The sequence below is a fragment of the Burkholderia lata genome (genome assembly GCF_902499025.1).
In the GTDB taxonomy this organism is placed as follows: Bacteria; Pseudomonadota; Gammaproteobacteria; order Burkholderiales; family Burkholderiaceae; genus Burkholderia; species Burkholderia lata_C.
Map to the genome: position 1 here is coordinate 1 of NZ_CABVPW010000021.1, position 18,617 is coordinate 18,617.

At 65.8% G+C, this 18,617-nt stretch carries 16 protein-coding genes; 8 read left to right on the top strand and 8 right to left on the bottom strand.

Features of this window, described 5'->3' with window-relative positions; translation table 11 throughout:
* Positions 1–135: 135 nt before the first annotated feature.
* Both BDI24065_RS21285 and BDI24065_RS21290 read left to right on the top strand, forming a co-directional pair.
* Entirely contained in the window at positions 136–2,274 is a 2,139-nt protein-coding gene (locus BDI24065_RS21285) for a phosphocholine-specific phospholipase C (RefSeq protein WP_175032936.1), read from the top strand.
* 137 nt (positions 2,275–2,411) lie between these two features.
* Positions 2,412–3,098: an HAD family hydrolase gene (locus BDI24065_RS21290; protein WP_175032937.1), complete on the top strand. Its 687-nt coding sequence runs from the start codon at positions 2,412–2,414 to the stop codon at positions 3,096–3,098.
* A gap of 12 nt (positions 3,099–3,110) precedes the next feature.
* Here the strand turns inward: BDI24065_RS21290 and BDI24065_RS21295 are convergent, their stop codons facing one another.
* The 3 genes from BDI24065_RS21295 to BDI24065_RS21305 form a co-directional block, all read right to left on the bottom strand.
* Positions 3,111–3,998: a LysR substrate-binding domain-containing protein gene (locus BDI24065_RS21295; protein WP_175032938.1), complete on the bottom strand. Its 888-nt coding sequence runs from the start codon at positions 3,996–3,998 to the stop codon at positions 3,111–3,113.
* Between the two features lie 122 nt (positions 3,999–4,120).
* Positions 4,121–4,492 carry a cupin domain-containing protein gene (locus tag BDI24065_RS21300; RefSeq protein WP_438820024.1) on the bottom strand — a complete coding sequence of 124 codons (372 nt, stop codon included), beginning with the start codon at positions 4,490–4,492 and terminating at the stop codon, positions 4,121–4,123.
* Between the two features lie 77 nt (positions 4,493–4,569).
* Positions 4,570–5,688, bottom strand: a complete 1,119-nt coding sequence (locus tag BDI24065_RS21305; RefSeq protein ID WP_175032940.1) for a polyamine ABC transporter substrate-binding protein — start codon at positions 5,686–5,688, stop codon at positions 4,570–4,572.
* A 276-nt stretch (positions 5,689–5,964) separates the two neighbouring features.
* On the opposite strand from BDI24065_RS21305, the gene BDI24065_RS21310 reads away from it, so the two are divergent.
* Both BDI24065_RS21310 and BDI24065_RS21315 read left to right on the top strand, forming a co-directional pair.
* Positions 5,965–6,822, top strand: a complete 858-nt coding sequence (locus tag BDI24065_RS21310; protein WP_175032941.1) for a helix-turn-helix transcriptional regulator — start codon at positions 5,965–5,967, stop codon at positions 6,820–6,822.
* Between the two features lie 44 nt (positions 6,823–6,866).
* Positions 6,867–7,529, top strand: a complete 663-nt coding sequence (locus BDI24065_RS21315; RefSeq protein ID WP_175032942.1) for an ankyrin repeat domain-containing protein — start codon at positions 6,867–6,869, stop codon at positions 7,527–7,529.
* A 25-nt stretch (positions 7,530–7,554) separates the two neighbouring features.
* Here the strand turns inward: BDI24065_RS21315 and shc are convergent, their stop codons facing one another.
* On the bottom strand, positions 7,555–9,609 hold the full coding sequence (gene shc / locus BDI24065_RS21320; RefSeq protein WP_175032943.1) for a squalene--hopene cyclase: 2,055 nt from the start codon (positions 9,607–9,609) through the stop codon (positions 7,555–7,557).
* Between the two features lie 53 nt (positions 9,610–9,662).
* Here shc and BDI24065_RS21325 point away from each other — a divergent pair, with 53 nt between their 5' ends.
* From BDI24065_RS21325 to BDI24065_RS21335, 3 genes are read left to right on the top strand one after another with little or no spacing between them, the layout of a single operon-like run.
* Positions 9,663–10,364, top strand: coding sequence for a TetR/AcrR family transcriptional regulator (locus BDI24065_RS21325; RefSeq protein WP_175032944.1), 702 nt, complete (start codon positions 9,663–9,665; stop codon positions 10,362–10,364).
* Positions 10,364–10,612, top strand: coding sequence for a hypothetical protein (locus BDI24065_RS21330; protein WP_254609820.1), 249 nt, complete (start codon positions 10,364–10,366; stop codon positions 10,610–10,612). Before BDI24065_RS21325 ends, BDI24065_RS21330 begins: the two co-directional genes overlap by 1 nt.
* Before the next feature lie 7 nt (positions 10,613–10,619).
* Positions 10,620–11,063, top strand: coding sequence for a GNAT family N-acetyltransferase (locus BDI24065_RS21335; RefSeq protein ID WP_175032945.1), 444 nt, complete (start codon positions 10,620–10,622; stop codon positions 11,061–11,063).
* A gap of 101 nt (positions 11,064–11,164) precedes the next feature.
* Here the strand turns inward: BDI24065_RS21335 and BDI24065_RS21340 are convergent, their stop codons facing one another.
* Positions 11,165–12,913, bottom strand: a complete 1,749-nt coding sequence (locus BDI24065_RS21340; RefSeq protein WP_175032946.1) for a cholesterol oxidase substrate-binding domain-containing protein — start codon at positions 12,911–12,913, stop codon at positions 11,165–11,167.
* 1,295 nt (positions 12,914–14,208) lie between these two features.
* On the opposite strand from BDI24065_RS21340, the gene BDI24065_RS21345 reads away from it, so the two are divergent.
* Positions 14,209–15,030 (top strand): response regulator transcription factor, encoded by an 822-nt coding sequence (locus tag BDI24065_RS21345; protein ID WP_175032947.1) that lies wholly within the window; start codon positions 14,209–14,211, stop codon positions 15,028–15,030.
* Between the two features lie 301 nt (positions 15,031–15,331).
* Here BDI24065_RS21345 and BDI24065_RS21350 read toward each other — a convergent pair whose 3' ends face one another.
* The 3 genes from BDI24065_RS21350 to BDI24065_RS21360 are packed head-to-tail and all read right to left on the bottom strand — an operon-like array spanning position 15,332 to position 18,613.
* Positions 15,332–16,414 carry a helix-turn-helix transcriptional regulator gene (locus tag BDI24065_RS21350; protein WP_254609821.1) on the bottom strand — a complete coding sequence of 361 codons (1,083 nt, stop codon included), beginning with the start codon at positions 16,412–16,414 and terminating at the stop codon, positions 15,332–15,334.
* The gene (locus BDI24065_RS21355; RefSeq protein ID WP_175032948.1) at positions 16,411–18,114 is read right to left on the bottom strand and encodes a cyclic peptide export ABC transporter; all 1,704 of its coding nucleotides are present in this window, start codon (positions 18,112–18,114) and stop codon (positions 16,411–16,413) included. Before BDI24065_RS21355 ends, BDI24065_RS21350 begins: the two co-directional genes overlap by 4 nt.
* Before the next feature lie 16 nt (positions 18,115–18,130).
* On the bottom strand, positions 18,131–18,613 hold the full coding sequence (locus BDI24065_RS21360) for a hypothetical protein (RefSeq protein ID WP_254609822.1): 483 nt from the start codon (positions 18,611–18,613) through the stop codon (positions 18,131–18,133).
* Positions 18,614–18,617 lie beyond the last annotated feature (4 nt).

Here is an 18,617-nt window from a genome sequence, read left to right on the forward strand (position 1 = left end):
CGATCGTCGTGGCGCCGGGCGCCGGCCCGTGCCCCGCGTCGGGCACGGCGGCGCTGCAATCGCCGTCGCTGAACTCGCAGCTGCGCTGCGCGCCGTGACGCGCGCGCCTTTCCGGGACGACCTTCCTTCTCGACCATGACTTCCATCGACCGCCGTTCGTTTCTCCGTGCCGCTGCTGCCGGCACGGCCTTCTCGATGTTCCCGCCGGCGATCCGGCGTGCGCTCGCGATTCCCGCGAACAACCAGACCGGCACGATCAACGACGTCCAGCACGTCGTGATCTTCATGCAGGAAAACCGCTCGTTCGACCATTACTTCGGCACGATGCCCGGCGTGCGCGGCTTCGGCGATCGCCTGACGATCCCGCAGCCGGGCGGCACGCCCGTGTGGCAGCAGAGCGACGGCAAGCGCCCGGTGCTGCCGTTCTATCTCGACAGCACGAAGGGCAACGCGCTGCTCGTCGGCGGCGCGCACTCGTGGACCGATTCGCATTCGGCTTGGGACAACGGCCGGATGACCGCGTGGCCCGCGTCGAAGGGCGACGCGTCGATGGGCTACCTGCGCCAGTCGGACCTGCCGTTCCACTTCGCGCTCGCGAACGCGTTCACGCTGTGCGATGCGTACCACTGCTCGCTGCACGGCGGCACCAACTCGAATCGCATCTTCCTGTGGACCGGCACGAACGGCCCGACGGGCTCGAACACGGCCGTCGTGAACAACGACGGCTGGGACGGCCTCGGTTCGTCGAAGACGGGCCTGACGTGGACGACCTATCCGGAGCGCCTGCAGGCGGCCGGCGTGAGCTGGAAGGTCTACCAGAACATGCCGGACAACTACACCGACAACCCGCTCGCGGGCTTCGCGACGTTCCGCAAGGTCAACGAGACCGTGCCGGGCTCGCCGAATGCACCCTATACGCCGGCGATGGAAGCGCTGTCGCCGCTGTACAAGGGGATCGGCAACACGATGCCCGACGGCGGCTTCCTGCAGTCGCTCGCCGACGACATCGCGGCGAACCGGATGCCGCAGGTGAGCTGGATCGTGTCGCCGACCGCATACTGCGAGCACCCGGGCGCGTCGACGCCGGGGCAGGGCGCGTATTACCTGCAGCGCCTGCTCGACACGCTGACCGCGAACCCGGACGTGTGGAGCAAGACCGTGCTCATCGTGAACTACGACGAGAACGACTGCTTCTTCGATCACATGCCGCCGCCGAACGCGCCGTCGCGCGACGCGGACGGCACGTACGCGGGCAAGTCGACCGTCACGACGCAGTACGAGTACTTCACGCTGCCGAACCCGCCCGGCGATTCGTCGCCGCTCGCGCCGGACGGCCGCCCGTACGGGCCCGGCCCGCGCGTGCCGATGTTCGTCGTGTCGCCGTGGAGCACGGGCGGCTGGGTCAACTCCGAGGTGTTCGACCATACGTCGGTGCTGCGCTTCATCGAGCAGCGCTTCGGCGTGCAGGAGCCGAACATCAGCCCGTGGCGTCGCGCGGTGTGCGGCGACCTGACGTCGGCCTTCAACTTCAAGAACCCGAACGGCAACCCGGCGACGTCGTTCCCGGCGCCGACCAAGGCCGTAGCCGATGCGCAGCACGTGCAGCAAAGCCTGCAGGGCGCGGTGCCGGTGCCGTCGGTCAGCGCGCAGCAGATGCCGACGCAGCCGGCCGGCACACGCCCGTCGCGCGCGCTGCCGTACGAGCTGCACACGAGCGCGAGCGCCGACGTGTCGGGCGGGCTGGTGTGGCTCACGTTCAGCAATACCGGCACGGCCGGCGCGGTGTTCCATGTGTACGACAAGCTGCATCTCGATCGCGCGCCGCGCCGCTATACGGTCGAAGCCGGCAAGCAGTTGTCGGACGCGTGGCGCGCGGTGGCCGACGATGCGGGCAACTACGACCTGTGGGTGCTCGGGCCGAACGGTTTCCTGCGCGAATTCCAGGGCAACGTCGCGAAGGCCGCGAGCGGGCCCGTGCCGGAAATTCGCGTGTGCTACGACCCGGCGAACGACGCCGTGTACCTGACGATCATGAACGTCGGCAACGCGGCGAGCCAGGTCACGGTCACGTCGAACGCGTACCGCACCGACGGCCCGTGGAGCTATTCGGTGCCGGCCGGGATGCAGGTCGAGCCGTACTGGACGCTCGCGGCGTCGAGCGGCTGGTACGACTTCACGCTGACGGCCGAGAACGGTCTCGTGCGCCGCTTCGCGGGCCGCGTCGAGACCGGCAAGGACAGCATCAGCGATCCGGCGATGGGCGTGTCCAGCTGACGGGCGCCGGCCGCGCGGCCGGCGTCGCATCACCGGTTGCCGCCGGCGCGCCGACCCGCGCCGGCGGCTTTTTGTGCGCGGCCTCGATTCGACGGGGCCGCGCGTTTTTCATTCCTGTTCACACGACGCTTCATTCGATGACGCAACTCGCGCTTTTCGATCTCGACTTCACGCTCATTCCGTTCGACAGCGACCAGGCCTGGGGCCGTTTCATGGTCGAGCATGGCCTCGTCGACGCGGCCGAATTCGCCCGCATCGACGCTGCATTTGCGGCCGGCTATGCGGCCGGCACGCTCGACATCCATGCGCACCTGTGCAACATGCTCGCGCCGCTCGCTCGCTATTCGCGGGAACGGCTCGCGCACTGGCACGCGTGCTTCATGGCCGACGTCGTGCGGCCTGCGATCTCGCCGGCCGCGCTCGATCTCGTGCGTCATCATCGCGCGCGCGGCGACCTGTGCTGCATCGTCACCGCGACGAATGCGTTCATCACGCGGCCGATCGCACGCGCGTTCGGCATCGATCACCTGATCGCATGCGAGCTCGAAACCGTCGACGGACGGCCCGATGCGCGCTATACGGGGCGGCCCGCCGGCGTGCCGAGCTATCGGGAAGGGAAGATCGTGCGCACCGACGCGTGGCTCGCGTCGCGCGGGCTCGCATGGTCCGACTTCGAACGCAGCTGGTTCTACAGCGATTCGCACAACGACATACCGCTGCTCGAGCAGGTCACGGATGCGGTCGCAACCAATCCGGACGAACGGCTGCGCGCGCTGGCGACGGCACGCGGCTGGCGGGTCGTGGAGCTGTTCGAGACGGTGTGAGTCCGCGCGCCGTTACGCGGAGGAGCGCGTACGCTCGTCGTGGCGTTCGACGTTGGCCATGAACGCGGTAATCAGCCGCGTATCGGCGCGCGCGTCGAGGTAGTACAGGTATTCGTGCATCGGCGGCAGATCGTCGGCGAACGCGACCGCGCGCAGTTCCGGATGCGCGCCGACTTCGCCGCGCGGCATCAGCGTGCAGCCCATGTCGTGCCGCACGGCTTCGCGGATCGCTTCGCGCCTGCCGAGCTCGATCGCGTTCGCGGGCAGCCCGATGCCCGCGTGCTTCAGCACGTGTTCCATCAGCGCACGCGTGCGCGAGCCGGCCTCGCGCAGCAGCAGCGTCTCGCCGGCCAGCGCGGCGAGTGCGACCGGCTCGCGCGCGGCGAGCCGATGCGAACGGTGCACGACCAGCACGAGCGGATCGTTCGCGATCGTATGCCGCACGAAACGCGGATCGTCGTCGCGCTGCGACGACACCGCGACGTCGCAGCGAAAATCGACGAGCGCGTCGAGCACCTGCTGCGAGTTGCCGATCTCGATGCTGATCTTCACGGCCGGGTACTGGCGGCGGAACGCGGCGATCGCAGGCAGGATGTAGAACGGGCCGGTCGTGCCGACGCGCAGGTTGCCGGTATGCAGTTCGCGCTCGTTGCGCAGCGCGAAATCGATATCGTTCTCCATCTGCAGCATCTGGCCGATCATCGGCATCAGCGACGCGCCCGCGTCGCTGAGATCGAGACGGTTGCCGCGGCGATGGAACAGCTCGACGCCGTAATGGCGCTCGAGCTGCTGGATGCGCGACGTGATCGTCGGCTGGCTCACGTCGAGGCGCTTCGCGGCGGCGGTCACGCTTCCCTGGCGGGCGGTTTCGTAGAAGGCGGCGAGAAGCAGGGCAAGCATGGCGACACACGGGACGAGACGAGCGGAAATTACCGGCCGCGCGTGTCAATTCCATGTCAACGGCGTGGATGTGCGTGGCAAATTGGGGCGCGATGTGGCGTGCGTCGCGCCGCGGTCACCGCTTATTCGGGCGGCTGCTCGTCGTAGGCGACGAAGATCTTCCGCGTGCGTTCGACGACTTCCCACGTGCCGCGAAAGCCCGGCGGAATGACGAAGCGATGGCCGGTGCGCAGGGTTTTCGCGTTGCCTTCCTCGTCGGTGATCACCGACGTGCCTTCCAGGATCTCGCAGTATTCCGCTTCGGTATACGCGACCCGCCAGCGGCCGGGCGTGCTTTCCCAGATGCCCGTCGAGAAGCGGCCGCACGGGCTCGTGAAGCCGGGGGTGAGCGTCTGCAGCGGGTCGCCGGCAATCAGCTTCTCGGGCGGCACGCGGTATTGCACGGGTTCGCCGTTCGGGGTGAGGGCATCGGTGATGGCGGAAATGTCGAGCACGGCTGGCATCCTGAGTCGTTGTGAAATGAACGCGCCGACGGCGCGTTCGCATGATTCCATACTTGCGGGCAGTTTCGTCAGTTGCCGGTTTTCAGTTGCTGCCACAGGCGGTTCTCGAGTCGCGCGATGTCCGCGGAACGCGGCTTCGAGAGCGTCATCCTGTCGAGCACGTCGGCGGACAGATACACGTTCGGATCGTGCGCGACGGCCGGCGTCACGTACTGATGGGCCGCCTTGTTCGCGCTCGGGTAGTAGATCTCGTTGGTGATGTCCGCGTTCACCTTCGGATCCTGGATGTAGTTGATCCATTGGAGTGCGGCTTCCGGATGCGGCGCATCCTTCGGAATGGCCATCACGTCGATCCACAGGATGCCGCCTTCCTTCGGGTTCGCATAACGAATCTCGTAGCCGCGTTTCGCCGCGATCGCTTCGCGACGCGCGACGCTGACGTCGCCCGACCATCCGAGCACGACGCACACGTCGTTGTTCGCGAGGTCGTTGTTGTAGCCCGACGAGTTGAACTGCGTGATGTACGGGCGCACCTTCTTCAGCATGTCGAATGCCGTGTGGTAGTCGGCCGGGTTCTTGCTGTTCGGATCCTTGCCGAGGTACTGCAGCGCGGCGGCGAACACGTCGTCCGGTGCATCGAGGAACGACACGCCGCAGCTTTTCAGCTTCGACACGTTGGCCGGGTCGAACACCAATGCCCAGCTGTCGAGCGGCGCACCGTCGCCGAGCGCCTTCCTGACGGCCTGCACGTTGTAGCCGACCCCGTCCGTGCCGTAGGCCCACGGCACGCCGTACTGGTTCCCCGGATCGGATTCCGCGATCTTCTTCATCAGCGCGGGATCGAGGTTCGCGAGGTTCGGCAGCTTCGACTTGTCGAGTTTCTGGTAGACGCCGGCCTGGATCTGCTTGGCCATGTAGTTCGAGGTCGGCACGACGATGTCGTAGCCGGAACTGCCGGCCAGCAGCTTCGACTGCAGCGTGTCGTCGCTGTCGTAGACGTCGTAGCGCACGTGTACACCCGTCTGCTTCTGGAAGTCGGGGATCGTGGTTTTCGCGATGTACTCGGACCAGTTGTAGACGTTCAGTTCGGCATCCGCAGCATGGGCGGGTAGCGCCGATAGCGGCGCGAAACAGGCGGCGGCTGCGATCGCAACCGGGAAGGCGAGACGGAAAGCGCGGACGATCATGGTCACTCCCTTTCGAAACAAGGGCGGCGCGTGGCATCGCGCACGCGCGCCGCGGGTCGGTCGATGAGGCTCGCGGCGGTGCGCCGTGCCGTGCACCGCGGATGCGCCGGCGGGCCTCGCCGAATCTCGGGGATGACTGTATGCGGCGGCTGTGGGCGTGTCTGTCCATGAAATCCGTACAGCCGTACCGCGGCACGTACCGGAAACCAGCGCGAGGGAATTGGCAGCGTACTTTTGGCGTGGTAACGGTAAGCGTCCCGTTCTCTCGTGCATCGTATGACCGACCATGACGCCGCTACGACGATCGATATCCAGCTGGGCCAGCTCGTCTTCATGTCCGACGCGCTGTCGGCCGTGGCCGGCGCGATCGGCTCGCCGGATTTCGTCGCGGTCGTGTTCGAGAACCTGACGCGCATCGTCGATTGCGATTCCATCCACCTCGATTACGAGGACGAGTCGCTGCACGATCGCCGGGTCGGCTGGATCGGCAGCTACGGCACCTATCCGGACCAGATCGAGCGCACGATGACGCGCTACTACCGCGATTTCGCGCAGATCGACACGACATTCGACTGCATCCGCGGCGAACGCGATACGCAGCTGCTGCAGCTGTCGACGCTGCGGTTGAACCCCGAGATCCGGCGCGCGTTTTACGACACCGAGGACATCCACGACGAGTGCGTGGTCACGTATCGCGTGGGCGAGCTGACCTATGCGCTGTCGGTGTGCCGCGCGCGGCGGCTGCCGGCGTTTTCGCTGAAGGAGCTGAGCATCGTCCGGCATGTCGCGCTGATCGTGTTGCCGCTCGCGGTCGCGCATCGGCGCATCGTCGGCGACCGGCCGGCCGATGCGCACGCGGATGCGCCACGCGGTCAGGAAAGCGGGGCTGCCCAGCGCTTGAACGACGTGTTCGGGAAGCTGACGTCGCGCGAATCGGAGGTGTGTGCGCGGCTCATTCGCGGCAGGAAGACGCAGGATATCGCGCACGAACTGGGCATCCGGCCGTCGTCGATCGATACCTATGCGCGACGCGCATTCGCGAAGCTCGGCATCGAATCACGCCGTCAGTTGTTGAACCTGCTGCTGGATCATGATGTGCTCGATGCATCGTCGGCCCGGAGAGGCAATGCGTGATCGCGCGCTACGATAGCGCTGGCACGACACACGAGGAGAGCCGATTGAGCATCACATGGGATGGAATCACGGGCGCCGACGTACTCGACGAAGCGGAGGTCGCGCGCCGGCACGTGTTGGCCGACGCGGCGCGCAACGGCGACTGGGCGACGATGCTGGGTCTCGTCGCGAAACAGTCGAGGCTCGTCAATGCGACGCGGCTGGGCGGCACGTCGCTCTATACGCCGCTGCACCAGGCTGCCTACGGCGGCGCACCGAAAGAAGTCGTCGTCGAGCTGTTGCAGCTCGGTGCATCGCGCATGCTGCGCGATGCACAGGGTGCGCGCCCGGTCGATCTTGCCGAGCAGCGCGGGCATCGGCACCTGGTCGATCTGCTGACGCCGCGGCCGCAGCGTTTCGTGCCCGACGAGACGCTGCGCGCCATCCAGCGCCACTTCCACGAGATGATTCTCGGCCGCATCGCCCACCTGCGCGTCGATGCGCTGCGCCTGCCCGAACTCGAACCGCTGCTTGAACTCGACGCACAGGCCGACAGCATGTGGTTCGGCGTGCCGGGCATGTATGGCGGGTTCGGCTATGCGCTGCGCACCGACGGCGCCGCGGCCGTGCTCGAGTCCAGGAGCTGGAGCCGCGTGGTCGGCGGCTCGGGCCAGCGGCACGAGATCACGGCGCGCGGCTGCACGCTGGTCGAAGAGGGCTTCGTGTGACGGCGTTGCGCCGTCACGTTACCGCTCAGGCGACAGCCGTGTCCGTTGCCTTGGCTGCCGTCGCACCGCGCGCGGCCGAAGCCCGCGCCGCCGCCGCGCCCGCCAGCCGCCGATAGCGCGCGAGCGCCCACAGCGGGAAGTACGCGGTATAGCCGTGATACTTCAGGTAGAAGATGCGCGGAAAGCCCGGCGCATTGTGCGAGCGGTGCCACCAGAAGCCGTCTTCCTGCTGGACCGACTGCAGGTACGCGATGCCGCGCTTCACCGAATCGGATTCGCAGTCGCCGAACGCCATCTGCGCGAGCAGCGCCCACGCGGTGAAGTTGGACGTGCTCTCGCCGCCATTGGTGCCGCTCAGCTTCGGGTCGATGTAGCTGTCGTTCGTCTCGCCCCAGCCGCCGTCCGCATGCTGTCGCGAGCGCAGCCATTCGATCGCGCGGGCGATATACGGCTGCGACTTGTCCTCGCCGGCGAGCGCGAGGCCGGCCAGCACGCTCCACGTGCCGTAGATGTAGTTCGTGCCCCAGCGGCCCCACCAGCTGCCGTCGGGCTGCTGCGTGCGCTTCACGTAGTCGATGCAGCGTGCGACCGATGCGCGTTCGTCCGCGCGTTTCGTCACGCCGAAGCACAGCAGCACGCGGCCCGACACGTCCTCGGTCGGCGGATCGAGCAGCGCGCCGTGATCGGCGAACGGGATCGCGTTCAGGTACAGGCGGTCGCAGTCGGCGTCGAACGCCGCGAAGCCGCCGTTGCGCGATTGCAGCCCGCGCATCCAGTCGAGCGCGCGCGCGACGCGCGGCGCATACGGGTTCGTGCCGTCCGCGTTGGCATGCGTGCGGCCGCGGCGATCGAGCATCGCGGTGACGACCGCCGTGTCGTCGATGTCGGGGTAGTACGGGTTCGCGTACTGGAACGCCCAGCCGCCCGGCTGGACATCGGCCGGCGCGTTCTCGATCCAGTCGCCGCGCAGGTCGTTCACCTGGCGTTCGGCCAGCCAGTCGTACGCGCTCGCGATGCGTTCGTCGAGCGCGCGCCGTGCTTCGTCCGGCTCGCCGTCTTCCGGCACCGCCACGCCGCGCGCCTGCTCGAGCGCCATCGTGCTCCACGCGGTATCCCACACCGGCGACAGGCACGGCTGGCAATACATGCTGCCGTCGGGCCGCGTGACCAGCAGCTTTTCCAGCGCATCGTCGCAGTCGCGACGCAGCGGGTGATCGTCAGGGTAGCCGAGCACCTGCATCATCTGATTGGCATACACGATCGGCGGGAAGATGCCGCCGAGCCCGTCCTCGCCGTTCATGCGCTCCGCGCACCACGCTTCGGCATGGCGGATCGCGCGCTGCCGCAGGCCCTTCGGCATCAGCGGCTCGACATGACGCACCGTGCGGTCGAGCGCGAGGAACAGCCTGCGCATGCCGCGCGCGGGCGGGAAGTATTGACGCTCCTCGTCCGGCGGCGTGGCGAACAGCTCGCGGATCGAGATGTTGCGCGGATTGCGGGCGCGCGCCTTCAGCGAGCACAGCACGAGCAGCGGCACCATCGTCGTGCGCGCCCAGTACGCGACCTTGTACATCGAGATCGGCACCCACTTCGGGAACAGCACGAATTCGATCGGCATGAACGGCGTCGCGCGCCACGGCACCTGGCCGAACGTCGCGAGCAGGATGCGCGTGAACACGTTCGCGCGGGCCGCGCCGCCGAGCTTCAGGATCGCGTCGCGCGCGCGGATCATGTGCGGCGCGTGTTCGCTGTCACCGGCCGCCTTCAGCGCGAAGTACGCCTTCACGCTGCACGACACGTCCGGATCGCCGTCGACATACAGCGCCCAGCCGCCATGCGTGTCCAACCGCTGGTTCGCGCGCAGGTAGCGCGCCATCTTCTCCTGGCGGATGTCGTCGATCTTGTCCATGAAATGCATCATCAGGATGTATTCCGCGGTGATCGTCGCGTCGGATTCGAGTTCGAAACACCAGCTGCCGTCGGGCTGCTGGAGACGCACGAGGGCGTCGCGTCCACGGGCGATGGCGGTGTCGAGCGCGGACCAGGGGGAGGGGGTGGGGGTAGTCATGCGGCGGATCATACCATCCGGCCGGAATGTTTATGTCGAGACGCCCGGGTGCTACCATCCGCACCATGAAAAGACACCTCGAACCCGCGCCGCACGATGCGTCCGCGCCCGTCGAACCGGCTGGAACGGCCGGTGCGCGGGCGTCCGAAGCATCCTCGGCGCCGGCTGTCGCCACCGCCGGCGTGCGCCGGAAAAAAGCGCCGGATCAGGTGCGCGCGCAGTTGCTGGCGGCCGCATCGGAAATCGCGACCCATCACGGCGTGGCCGCGTTGACGCTCGATGCGGTGGCCGAGCGCGCCGGCGTGACGAAGGGCGCGCTGCAGTATCACTTCGCGAACAAGCAGGGGTTGCTGGATGCGCTGTTCGGGCAGGCGACCGAGCGGTTCGCCGCGCAGATGGCCGCGCGGGTGACGGCGGATGCCGACGGCGCCGGTGCGGCGGCGCGGGCGTACGTGCATGCGGTGCTGGACGAGTCGCATCCGGCCGCGAGCACCGATGTGCTGCGCGTGCTGGTTGCGTCGATGATTACCGACCAGGACACGCGCGAGCGATGGTCGGTGCCGATGCGCGAATGGACGCGGCCCGACCCGGTGCCGCTCGAGCAGGCCGCGACCTTGATGATCTGCCGGCTCGCCGCCGACGGGCTGTGGATCTCGAAACTGCTCGACAGCGTCGAGGTATCGGCCGAGTTGCGCACGGAGATCGTCCGGCAGCTCGACGCGATGAGCCGCGGCGTGTTTCCGAAGGGGCGCGACGGCGCCGCGTGATGCATGCGCCGTCGCGCTCGCGCGACTGCCGGCGGCACGGCGCGCACCGGTTTCCGTCACTGCCGGCGGACCTGATGATGGACGGCTTCAATCACCCGCTGGCGGTGATCGTGCCGTCGTGCCGCGCGGTCATCTCACGGCTGGGCGCGACGGTGGACCACAGCCGGGACACCGAACGCTTTGTCGCCGACGTGATGGCGGGCCTGCCAGGCAGTGCCGGCCCGGCAACCACGACTACTGCAAGGTAAGCGAATCATGAAGATCATCGTACGTGACGCCGTGGCCGCCGATACGCCGGCCCTGCGCGAGCTGTTCCTGCACTCGCGCCGCGAGACCTTCGTCTGGCAGCCGGCCGGCGCGTTCCAGCTGGCCGACTTCGAGGCCCAGACGGAAGGCGAGCGGCTGAGGGTTGCCGAGGACGACGGCGGGCGACTCGCCGGCTTCGTGTCGGTCTGGGAGCCCGACCATTTCATCCATCACCTGCATGTGCACCGGCCGCACCACCGGAGCGGCATCGGCCAGGCGCTGCTGCGCGCGCTGCCGGGCTGGCCGGTCACACCTTACCGGCTCAAGTGCCTGCGCGCCAACACGTCGGCGCTGGCGTTCTATGCCGCGTGCGGCTTCGTCGAGATCGGCGCCGGCAGCGCGGAGGACGGCGAGTACCTGCTGCTCGAGTCCGGCGGCAAGGACGGTCAATGACCGTCCACCTGCGGTAATGCGTGCAGCAGGCGGCGTGGCGGGGCACCTTCGGCCTCGTCACGTTTCGTGACAGCCGTGGCAGCCCGCTTCCGCCGCGATCGCTACGGCATCAGCCGGTCGAGCAGCGGCGACCGGAAGATCCGGTACGGGTCGTAGCGTTCGAGGGTCGCGCGCGCCGTATCCCAGCTGCTCGACGGCGGCTGGCCTTCACGATGCAGGTTCGGAATCGTGGTGGTGAGCATCGTGTCGTCCTGCCAGGCGGCCGTGTCGGTATAGGCCCAGCCCTTCGACCATTCGGGGCGCACCGTCGCATACGAGCCGGTGTAGTTCGCGAGCATCCATTGCTCGATCTCGCGATAGAAGCGATCGGCGGCCGGCGTGCCCGGCAACGTCAGGATGTCGAACCACACGGCGGTATCCCATTCCGGCCGGTCGGGGCGCGGCTTGAGCGCGGACAAGGTAGGCACGACCGCGCCCGCGCCGGCGTCGGCCGGCTTGTCGAGACCGGTGACGCGGATCTCGACGGGACCGTTCATCGGATACTCGCCGCTCGCCTTGTACGTGTCGACGCGGTTCTGATAGAACTGCACGAATTCGCTGATCACGCGCTGCACGTCGGCGCGCCGCGCCAGTACCGCGTAGCCGTTCGCGGTGACGCGCAGCGTCGTCGGTCGAATGTACTGCAGCACGGTGCGCGACCAGCCCCAGATGTCCCCGCTGAGCGTGAGTGCGAGACCGGCCGTCGTGATGGCCAGTTGCGTCTGGCCGAACAGCGGCGTCAATGCGCCTTCGCCGCCGATCACGATCCGCTTGACGAGATCCGAGATGGACTGCGGGATCGAATCGGAGAACGGATAGTTGTACGGCTGCGTGACGGCGCGCGACAGGAACGGCTTGCTCGGCGTCGGCGTCCAGACCTTGAGCCACGGTTTGGTCGTGAACGGAAACCAGATGGCTTCCACCCGGCCCGAGCGATCGAGAAACGACGCGATCGTGCGGCCCGTCGAGCCGGCCGGGGCAAACAGTTCGGATGCCGGAATATCGACGTAGCTCTGGCAGCGAAGCCGCTGGTTCGGGCCTGCCGTCAGCGTGACTTCGACGACGAACGCCCGCCCGATGTGCGCGAGGAACGCGCCGATCTCGGGATCGCTGCGCTCGAACCGGCGCAGCACGTATTGCTGCCGGGTCGGATCGAACACGACCGCGGTGAGCGCGACCACGAGATTGCTCAGCGAGCCGTAGGTCTGGCCCGGTTGCAAGGTTTCACCGGCCGCCGGCACGGCGGTGCCGTGTGCATCGATCGCGAGCGCGCCGCCGAGCGTGATGTCGCCCGGTGCAGGCGCGGCAATCACGCCGAGGCCGGACTGCTCGAGCGTCGCGAGCAACGACTCCAGCGAGACGCCCGTCTGGGCGGTGACGCGCGCCGGACGGGCCGACGTGTCGACGGAGACGGCCGTCAGCGACTTCGTCGTATCGAGCAGCACGAGGTTCGCGGCGCCGGTGCCTGGGTCCAGCGTCAGCGGCGACCAGTTGTGCATGTAGCCGCGCGGGCGTATCCGGTAGCCGTTTGCGCGCGCCCAGTTGACTGTCGCGACGACGTCATCGGCGGAGCGCGGCGCGGCGGTCCATACGTCCTGCACGGCGATCTCGCCGCTCCAGTTCTGGAATGCCTGCTTGTAAAGCGGGATGTCGGCCGGGAAGCCGGGCGGTGTCTCGCCGGCGGTCCGCGCGTGCGCCGCAACCTGATAGAGCGGTGTCCAGCCGGTGACGATGCCGGCCGCCGCGAGCTTCGCCATGTCGGCCAGGAAGGCGCGACGCGGCGCAGGTTCGTCTCGGAATTCGTGACTCATGGTGTGCTCCAATTTTTCGGAATTGTTTTGCAGATTGGAAAGACGACAAATGACGCGTTGAGACAGGTGTGGCAATTGGTACAGGCGTGACGCTCGAAAAGCGTTGCGCGTGGGTGGGTCAGGATTGAAAAGGACGTTGCGTCCGGCAATGCGCGGCCGCGCATCACCACGGATGTCTAAATGGAAATTGAAAAACCGCCGGACGACTTCTTCAATTGGCCGTCGGTCTGTCCTGCCGGCAAGCGGATAGGGAGATTCGACGGAATGGCGGGTGGCGAGGCGCTAGCCGCGACGATCAATAAAAGATGGGTTCACGTGAACAATGATTCAATGTTTAGATTTTTCAGATAAACATGGCCGCAGTTATAAATTGATTGGTGATGCGTCGTGTATTTCGGTCGAAAGCGTAGCAATTTATCTATCGGGTGGCAAGCGGTGGGATTGACGAATTCCGAGTCATTTAATATGGAAATTTTATGACGGGAAATGGCTTCGCCCTTTGTGGATATTTTGCAACGCGGGTGTCGGTGGCACGCCAGTCGTGGGTTGTAGGCAGTAATTGTGCTTTGCTTTCGCGTAAATCGAATCGATCGTTTAGAGAATCGAAATAACCTTCGGAAGGCAATGCGTGAAGCCAGGCCGGTGAGCGGGAGGGAATGGCCGAAATTCGACAATTCATTTCTCGAACGAGGTGCTCCGATGAAAATTCGTGGTATGCATCGCTTGGACGATTATTTCAAAAAATCGTGGTAAACAGATGTTGGTTTATTCTCGCATTCATAATTATACGAATGGGTGGCTTGCGGATCGATCGATTTCCAGTTGGCGAACGAATTGATTTGAAAAATAGATGTCAGGTTAACTGCAAATGTCTTAAATCATCGCTATCATACGCGGCTGGGATATGCGTGGATCAAATTCAATGGAAAGAATCGTTTCGTTTTTTTGATCGCGATTTTTCGTTGAATTCGCCGGGAACGCGCCTATTCCGGGGCCGGCGCCGGGTTTTCCAATTCAGGCCTTCAGCACGTCCGGCGGCGGCGCGTTTTCATCCGGCAACGCGCATCGACTGAAATGGACGCTTCAGCCTCTTGCAGCTTCGCCGATCGCTCGCATCGTGCTGAACAGGGAACGCCACGACGTCGTTTCGCGTGAGCCGAACGCTTCGGCGGGGCGTTGCCCGCCGAAGAAGGCGCGCGCCGAAGCGCGACCCGACGCGCGCCGCGCAATCCGTGCCGGCTTGCCCGCGCCGGCGTTGCGCCACGTCCTCAAGCACGCACAACAAGGAGAGTCAGATGTTCGCGAAGCTCGGGAAGGTGATTTCGAGCGCCGGCAGTGAGCGGTTCGCATCCGACATGCATGCATTGCTGGTCGAATCGATTCCGCTCGCGATCACCCGGATGACTGAATGGACGCTCGACGAGCCGGCGGGCGAAGTCGTCCGCGTGCAATCGCTCGGCGCATTCGGCGCGCCGGGCGACGCCGTGCGCGGCGAGCCTGCCGCGCACGGCGAGCGGGAACCGGCAGCGCATCCGCCGTTGAACCGGATCCTGGCGGCCTGCGACCGGCAGCTCATTCACATCAATCCGCTGATGCGGCGCGGCAATGGCGGCGAAGTCGCGCCGCCGCGCGGGCCGGGCGGCGGATTTCAGTGCCATCTCGTGTCGGGCAAGGCGAATCGCCGCTACGTGATCTCGCTGCATCGCATGGCATCGCATCGCGACTTCTCGTTGCAGGAGATGTCGTTCCTGAAGAATTTCGCCGATACGCTGCTGCCGCTCGTCGAGTGGCATGCGTCGACGCGCCGGCACGGCGAGCGTGAATGCGCGACGGCGCCCGGTGCGGCGGCAGGCATGCCCGGCGTCGAGGCGCTGCGCCACGAGTTCGAATCGCGGCTCGCGCGCGCGGGGGTCGTGCTGTCGGCGCGTGAAAACGAAGTGTGCCTCGGCCTGCTCGCGGGCAAGATGCTGCGCGAAATGGCCGACGAGCTTGGTGTGAAGGAGAGTACGGTCGAGACGTACATCAAGCGTGCCGCGGTGAAGCTCGGCATCAGCGGCCGGCACGGGCTCACGAAATGGATGATCGACGATTCCGTACCGTGCGCGTCGGCGGCGTGACGCCGTCACGCCGCCGACGCGCGACGAACGCCGCCGGCCGGCGTGCCGGGAGGGCTGCGGCGCGTGCCCGCGCCGACGCTCGCCGTTGCGGGCGATGACGACGATGTCACAGGGTGTGTCAGCTTGGGCTGTGTCGCCGGCCGGCCGGATTGCCGGCGTGTGACTCGAGATGGAGGTCGGCGGCAGCCGTCCCATGTCGTTTCGTGCGTCGCCTGCGTCGGCGTCGCGCGCGCTGAAGTGCCTGGCGTGCCGCACCTGACGCGCGCACGCCGCCGGGCATGCGCGTTCGGGCCGCGGGCCTTCAGGTTCCGATGCGCGCCGACGCGTAGTCGTGCCGCACGCTTCTCGTGCCGTCCCGGCCTGCTTCCGTCGCGGTCCCGGCCGTCTCGTCGAGCATCCAGCGCGTCAGGCCATGACGCCCGCTGAAGCCCAGCTTGACGGCTGCCCGCTTTAGATAGGTCTCGACGGTGCTTTCGCACAGCGCGAAGCGCATGGCGATGGCGGGCACCGTGTCGCCGGCCAGCAGTGCCGTGCATGCCTCGATCTCGCGCGTCGACAGTTTGACGCCGGCTTGCTGCAGACGGTCGGCAAACCGACGCGCCACGCGCTCCCGGCCCGATTGCGTCGCCGGCGGCGCGGCGGCGGTCACACGGGCGGCCGGCGGAGCCGAATCGAGCGCCGCGACATGGCTCTCGACGATCGGAAACAGCACGTGCGAGAGTTCCTTGAGGAAGGTCCGCTCCTGCGGCGAGAAATCGTCGAACGGACTCGTGCGATACAACGAGATCACGTAACAGTGGCCCCGCTTGCGGGTCACGAGGTGGAATTGCGCGCAACGCGGTGACACGATCGCCGCCTGCATGAGGACGAAGCGGTCGAGCTGCGCGTCGGTCGGGCCGTGGCCGGCGAGCGTGTCGTCGACGTGCAGGCAACTCGCACCCGGGCGCGGCGGCATCTGCGGCCCGCAACAGGCAGCAGCCGGGCCGGCCTGCGCGAGCGCCGCACCGACCGCGCCGAGGCTGCGCACCCCGGGAATGCCGTCACGCGCGGCGTCGACCGCAAGCTCGGAGATGCGGATCGCGTCGACGGGGACCGCCGCGGCGATCAGGCTGTACATCATTCGGGGAAAGCGTCGGCTCCCGCTGCTCGAGATCGCTTCGCCGACGTGTGCGAACAATCTGCTGAACTCCATGAAGGGATTCCTGATGAGACGTTGAAGCTGCGCTTGCGCGCATGGATGCCGACATGATTTAAACACCCGGTTGCGAGCGCGTCTGTAACGGATTGCCGGGACAGCCGCCGAATCCGGTGCGGCGCACGGCGACAGTGCCGCCCGTCTGCGACGGACAGTGCGCACCTTGTCGGCATCCGGATCGCTGCTCATCCCGCCGCTTCGGCCTGGACGGCACACATGGCCGTATCGGAGAAGATGCGGCCGCTATCCAGGCGAATGACCCGATCCGCGAGCTTGAAGTACTGATCGTCGTGGGTAATGATGACGACGCATTTCCCGCGGGATTTCAGATCGGGAACCAGCACTTCATAGAAAAATCGCTTGAAGACCGGATCCTGATCGGCGGCCCATTCGTCCAGGATATAAATCGGACGATCCTCGATGTACGCGCAAAGCAACGCCAATCGCTTGCGTTGCCCTGTCGACAACGCCCGGGTGGTCGAGTAAGTCCGGCCGGAAATCTCGATCTTGTCCCCCAGTTTCAGGGTTTCGAGGTATTTCCGGGCAAGCTCGATGCTTTCATCGCCCCGATCCGGTCCGATGATGCGGTTGAACAAATGGAAATCGGTGAAGACGGCGGAAAACAGGTTGCGGTACCGTTCCCTGGCATCGTCGTCGATGACTTTTCCATCGACGGAAATCGTTCCGCCGGTAGGCGCATAGAGGCCGCTGAGTACCTTGCCCAGCGTGCTCTTGCCGCTGCCGTTTCCGCCGATCACATAGACGAGTTCTCCGGCATGAATCGTCATGTTGATGGGGCCGAGCACGAAGTCGGCCGACGATTCATTGTCACGGTAGTTCATCGTCACGTCTTTCAACTCGATGACCTTCCACGACATCGCCGATGGGGATTCGACGGTGCCCGGACGGGACGGTTCCTTGCGTGAGTCCTGCGTGTCGTCGATCAGAAAACCGAATTCCGCCAGCCGGGCGAGCGCGGTCTTGCCTTCGGCCACCACCGGCAGAATATTGATCAGCATGGTCAAGGGCCCCATCATGTAGAGAACGGCCAGAATGCTCGCCGTGAGTACGGAGGGATCCACGACGCCGAGCGAAGGGACACCGAACAGCAGAAATCCGAGCAGGACCGCTACCGTGATCTGGCCGATGCTGTCGCCGCTCATGAACCAGAAGCGTTCTATGTAATTGAATCCTGCCACGCGCTTCGATGACAATTCGATCGCGGCCCGGGTAAACCAGCGTCGCCTGGCCCGGTTGAGCTTGAGCTCCTTGATTCCGAACACGAGGCCATGGGTGTATTCGTTGAACTGGACAAATTCATCGCGAACCCGCTCCGTGAAATTGACCGCCTTTCGATAGAAAAACAGATAAAGCAGCAGGCCGACGAGGGTCAGGATGATCGTCGAAGCGAACACGATCCACGAGAGATAGGCGAGATAGGCGATGCTGCAAATCAGGACGACTGATTGAACGATGATCGTCGGTATCGTGAGCAGGGTCTGGCTCAGCTGCGGAATGTCCTGCGTCAGCATGGTCAGGACATTGGGCGCGCCGCGTCTGTCGATTTCATCCAGCGGGGTCGCCAGGATCCTTTTGCACAGGTTGACGCGCAATCTCGTCATGACTTTCATGCAGGCATAGGAGGGCATCACGGCAGCGCAGGTCCGGCAGACTACCGCGATGACATTCACCGCAATGAACATCAGCAACAGCGTCTGCCGATCCTCCTGGTCATGCAGCACCCTGCTGATCAACCCGACGCCCACGATCGACGCGATGCCGCTGACGAGGCCCGTCAGGACCGTGCCCAGCGTCAGCCAGGGATGACTGCGCCACATCAGGGTGACGGCGGAATGCCATGGCGGCGATTTGCTTTGAGCGGAATCCATGAGTGGCCAATAGGTCTCAGTTGATCAGGTGGCTGAGTTCGACATTGCTTGCCGCTGATCTCAATCTCGACGAGGTTTCGTGCTTGCCCAGGAACGTGATGCTTTCCACGATTTCCAGCGGCGAATCGGAAAACAGGATGCAGCACTTCAGCAGGCGTTGCGCACGATCCCAGCCGACGCTGTCCGTCGAATCGGCCACGCTCCGCAACGCGGCCTCGACCGAGGCGGCCGTCCAGTTTTCGTTCCGTGCCAGCCGCGACTCGATCAGCCGAAGAAATTGCAGGAGCGTGCGGGGATTGCTTTCGATGCTGTACATGAGGATGTAATCGATCCGCAATTTCTTCGTGATCAACGGAAAAATCAGGTCGATCACGGCGGCAGTCGATTCGCATTTCCCATAGGCCAGTGAAATCGCGTCGCCGAGCTTGCAGTCCCGGTGAAGCGCATCCAGCGCGGCCTGTACGAACGCCGCTTCGAGGTCAACGGTGGTGGTTTGCATGATG

Coding starts and splice junctions, on each gene's coding strand:
- BDI24065_RS21285 (WP_175032936.1), top strand. CDS start 136: ATGACTTCCATCGACCGCCGTTCGTTTCTCCGTGCCGCTGCTGCCGGC.
- BDI24065_RS21290 (WP_175032937.1), top strand. CDS start 2,412: ATGACGCAACTCGCGCTTTTCGATCTCGACTTCACGCTCATTCCGTTC.
- BDI24065_RS21295 (WP_175032938.1), bottom strand. CDS start 3,998: ATGCTTGCCCTGCTTCTCGCCGCCTTCTACGAAACCGCCCGCCAGGGA.
- BDI24065_RS21305 (WP_175032940.1), bottom strand. CDS start 5,688: ATGATCGTCCGCGCTTTCCGTCTCGCCTTCCCGGTTGCGATCGCAGCC.
- BDI24065_RS21310 (WP_175032941.1), top strand. CDS start 5,965: ATGACCGACCATGACGCCGCTACGACGATCGATATCCAGCTGGGCCAG.
- shc (WP_175032943.1), bottom strand. CDS start 9,609: ATGATCCGCCGCATGACTACCCCCACCCCCTCCCCCTGGTCCGCGCTC.
- BDI24065_RS21325 (WP_175032944.1), top strand. CDS start 9,663: ATGAAAAGACACCTCGAACCCGCGCCGCACGATGCGTCCGCGCCCGTC.
- BDI24065_RS21330 (WP_254609820.1), top strand. CDS start 10,364: ATGCATGCGCCGTCGCGCTCGCGCGACTGCCGGCGGCACGGCGCGCAC.
- BDI24065_RS21335 (WP_175032945.1), top strand. CDS start 10,620: ATGAAGATCATCGTACGTGACGCCGTGGCCGCCGATACGCCGGCCCTG.
- BDI24065_RS21340 (WP_175032946.1), bottom strand. CDS start 12,913: ATGAGTCACGAATTCCGAGACGAACCTGCGCCGCGTCGCGCCTTCCTG.
- BDI24065_RS21345 (WP_175032947.1), top strand. CDS start 14,209: ATGTTCGCGAAGCTCGGGAAGGTGATTTCGAGCGCCGGCAGTGAGCGG.
- BDI24065_RS21350 (WP_254609821.1), bottom strand. CDS start 16,414: ATGAGCAGCGATCCGGATGCCGACAAGGTGCGCACTGTCCGTCGCAGA.
- BDI24065_RS21355 (WP_175032948.1), bottom strand. CDS start 18,114: ATGGATTCCGCTCAAAGCAAATCGCCGCCATGGCATTCCGCCGTCACC.
- BDI24065_RS21360 (WP_254609822.1), bottom strand. CDS start 18,613: ATGCAAACCACCACCGTTGACCTCGAAGCGGCGTTCGTACAGGCCGCG.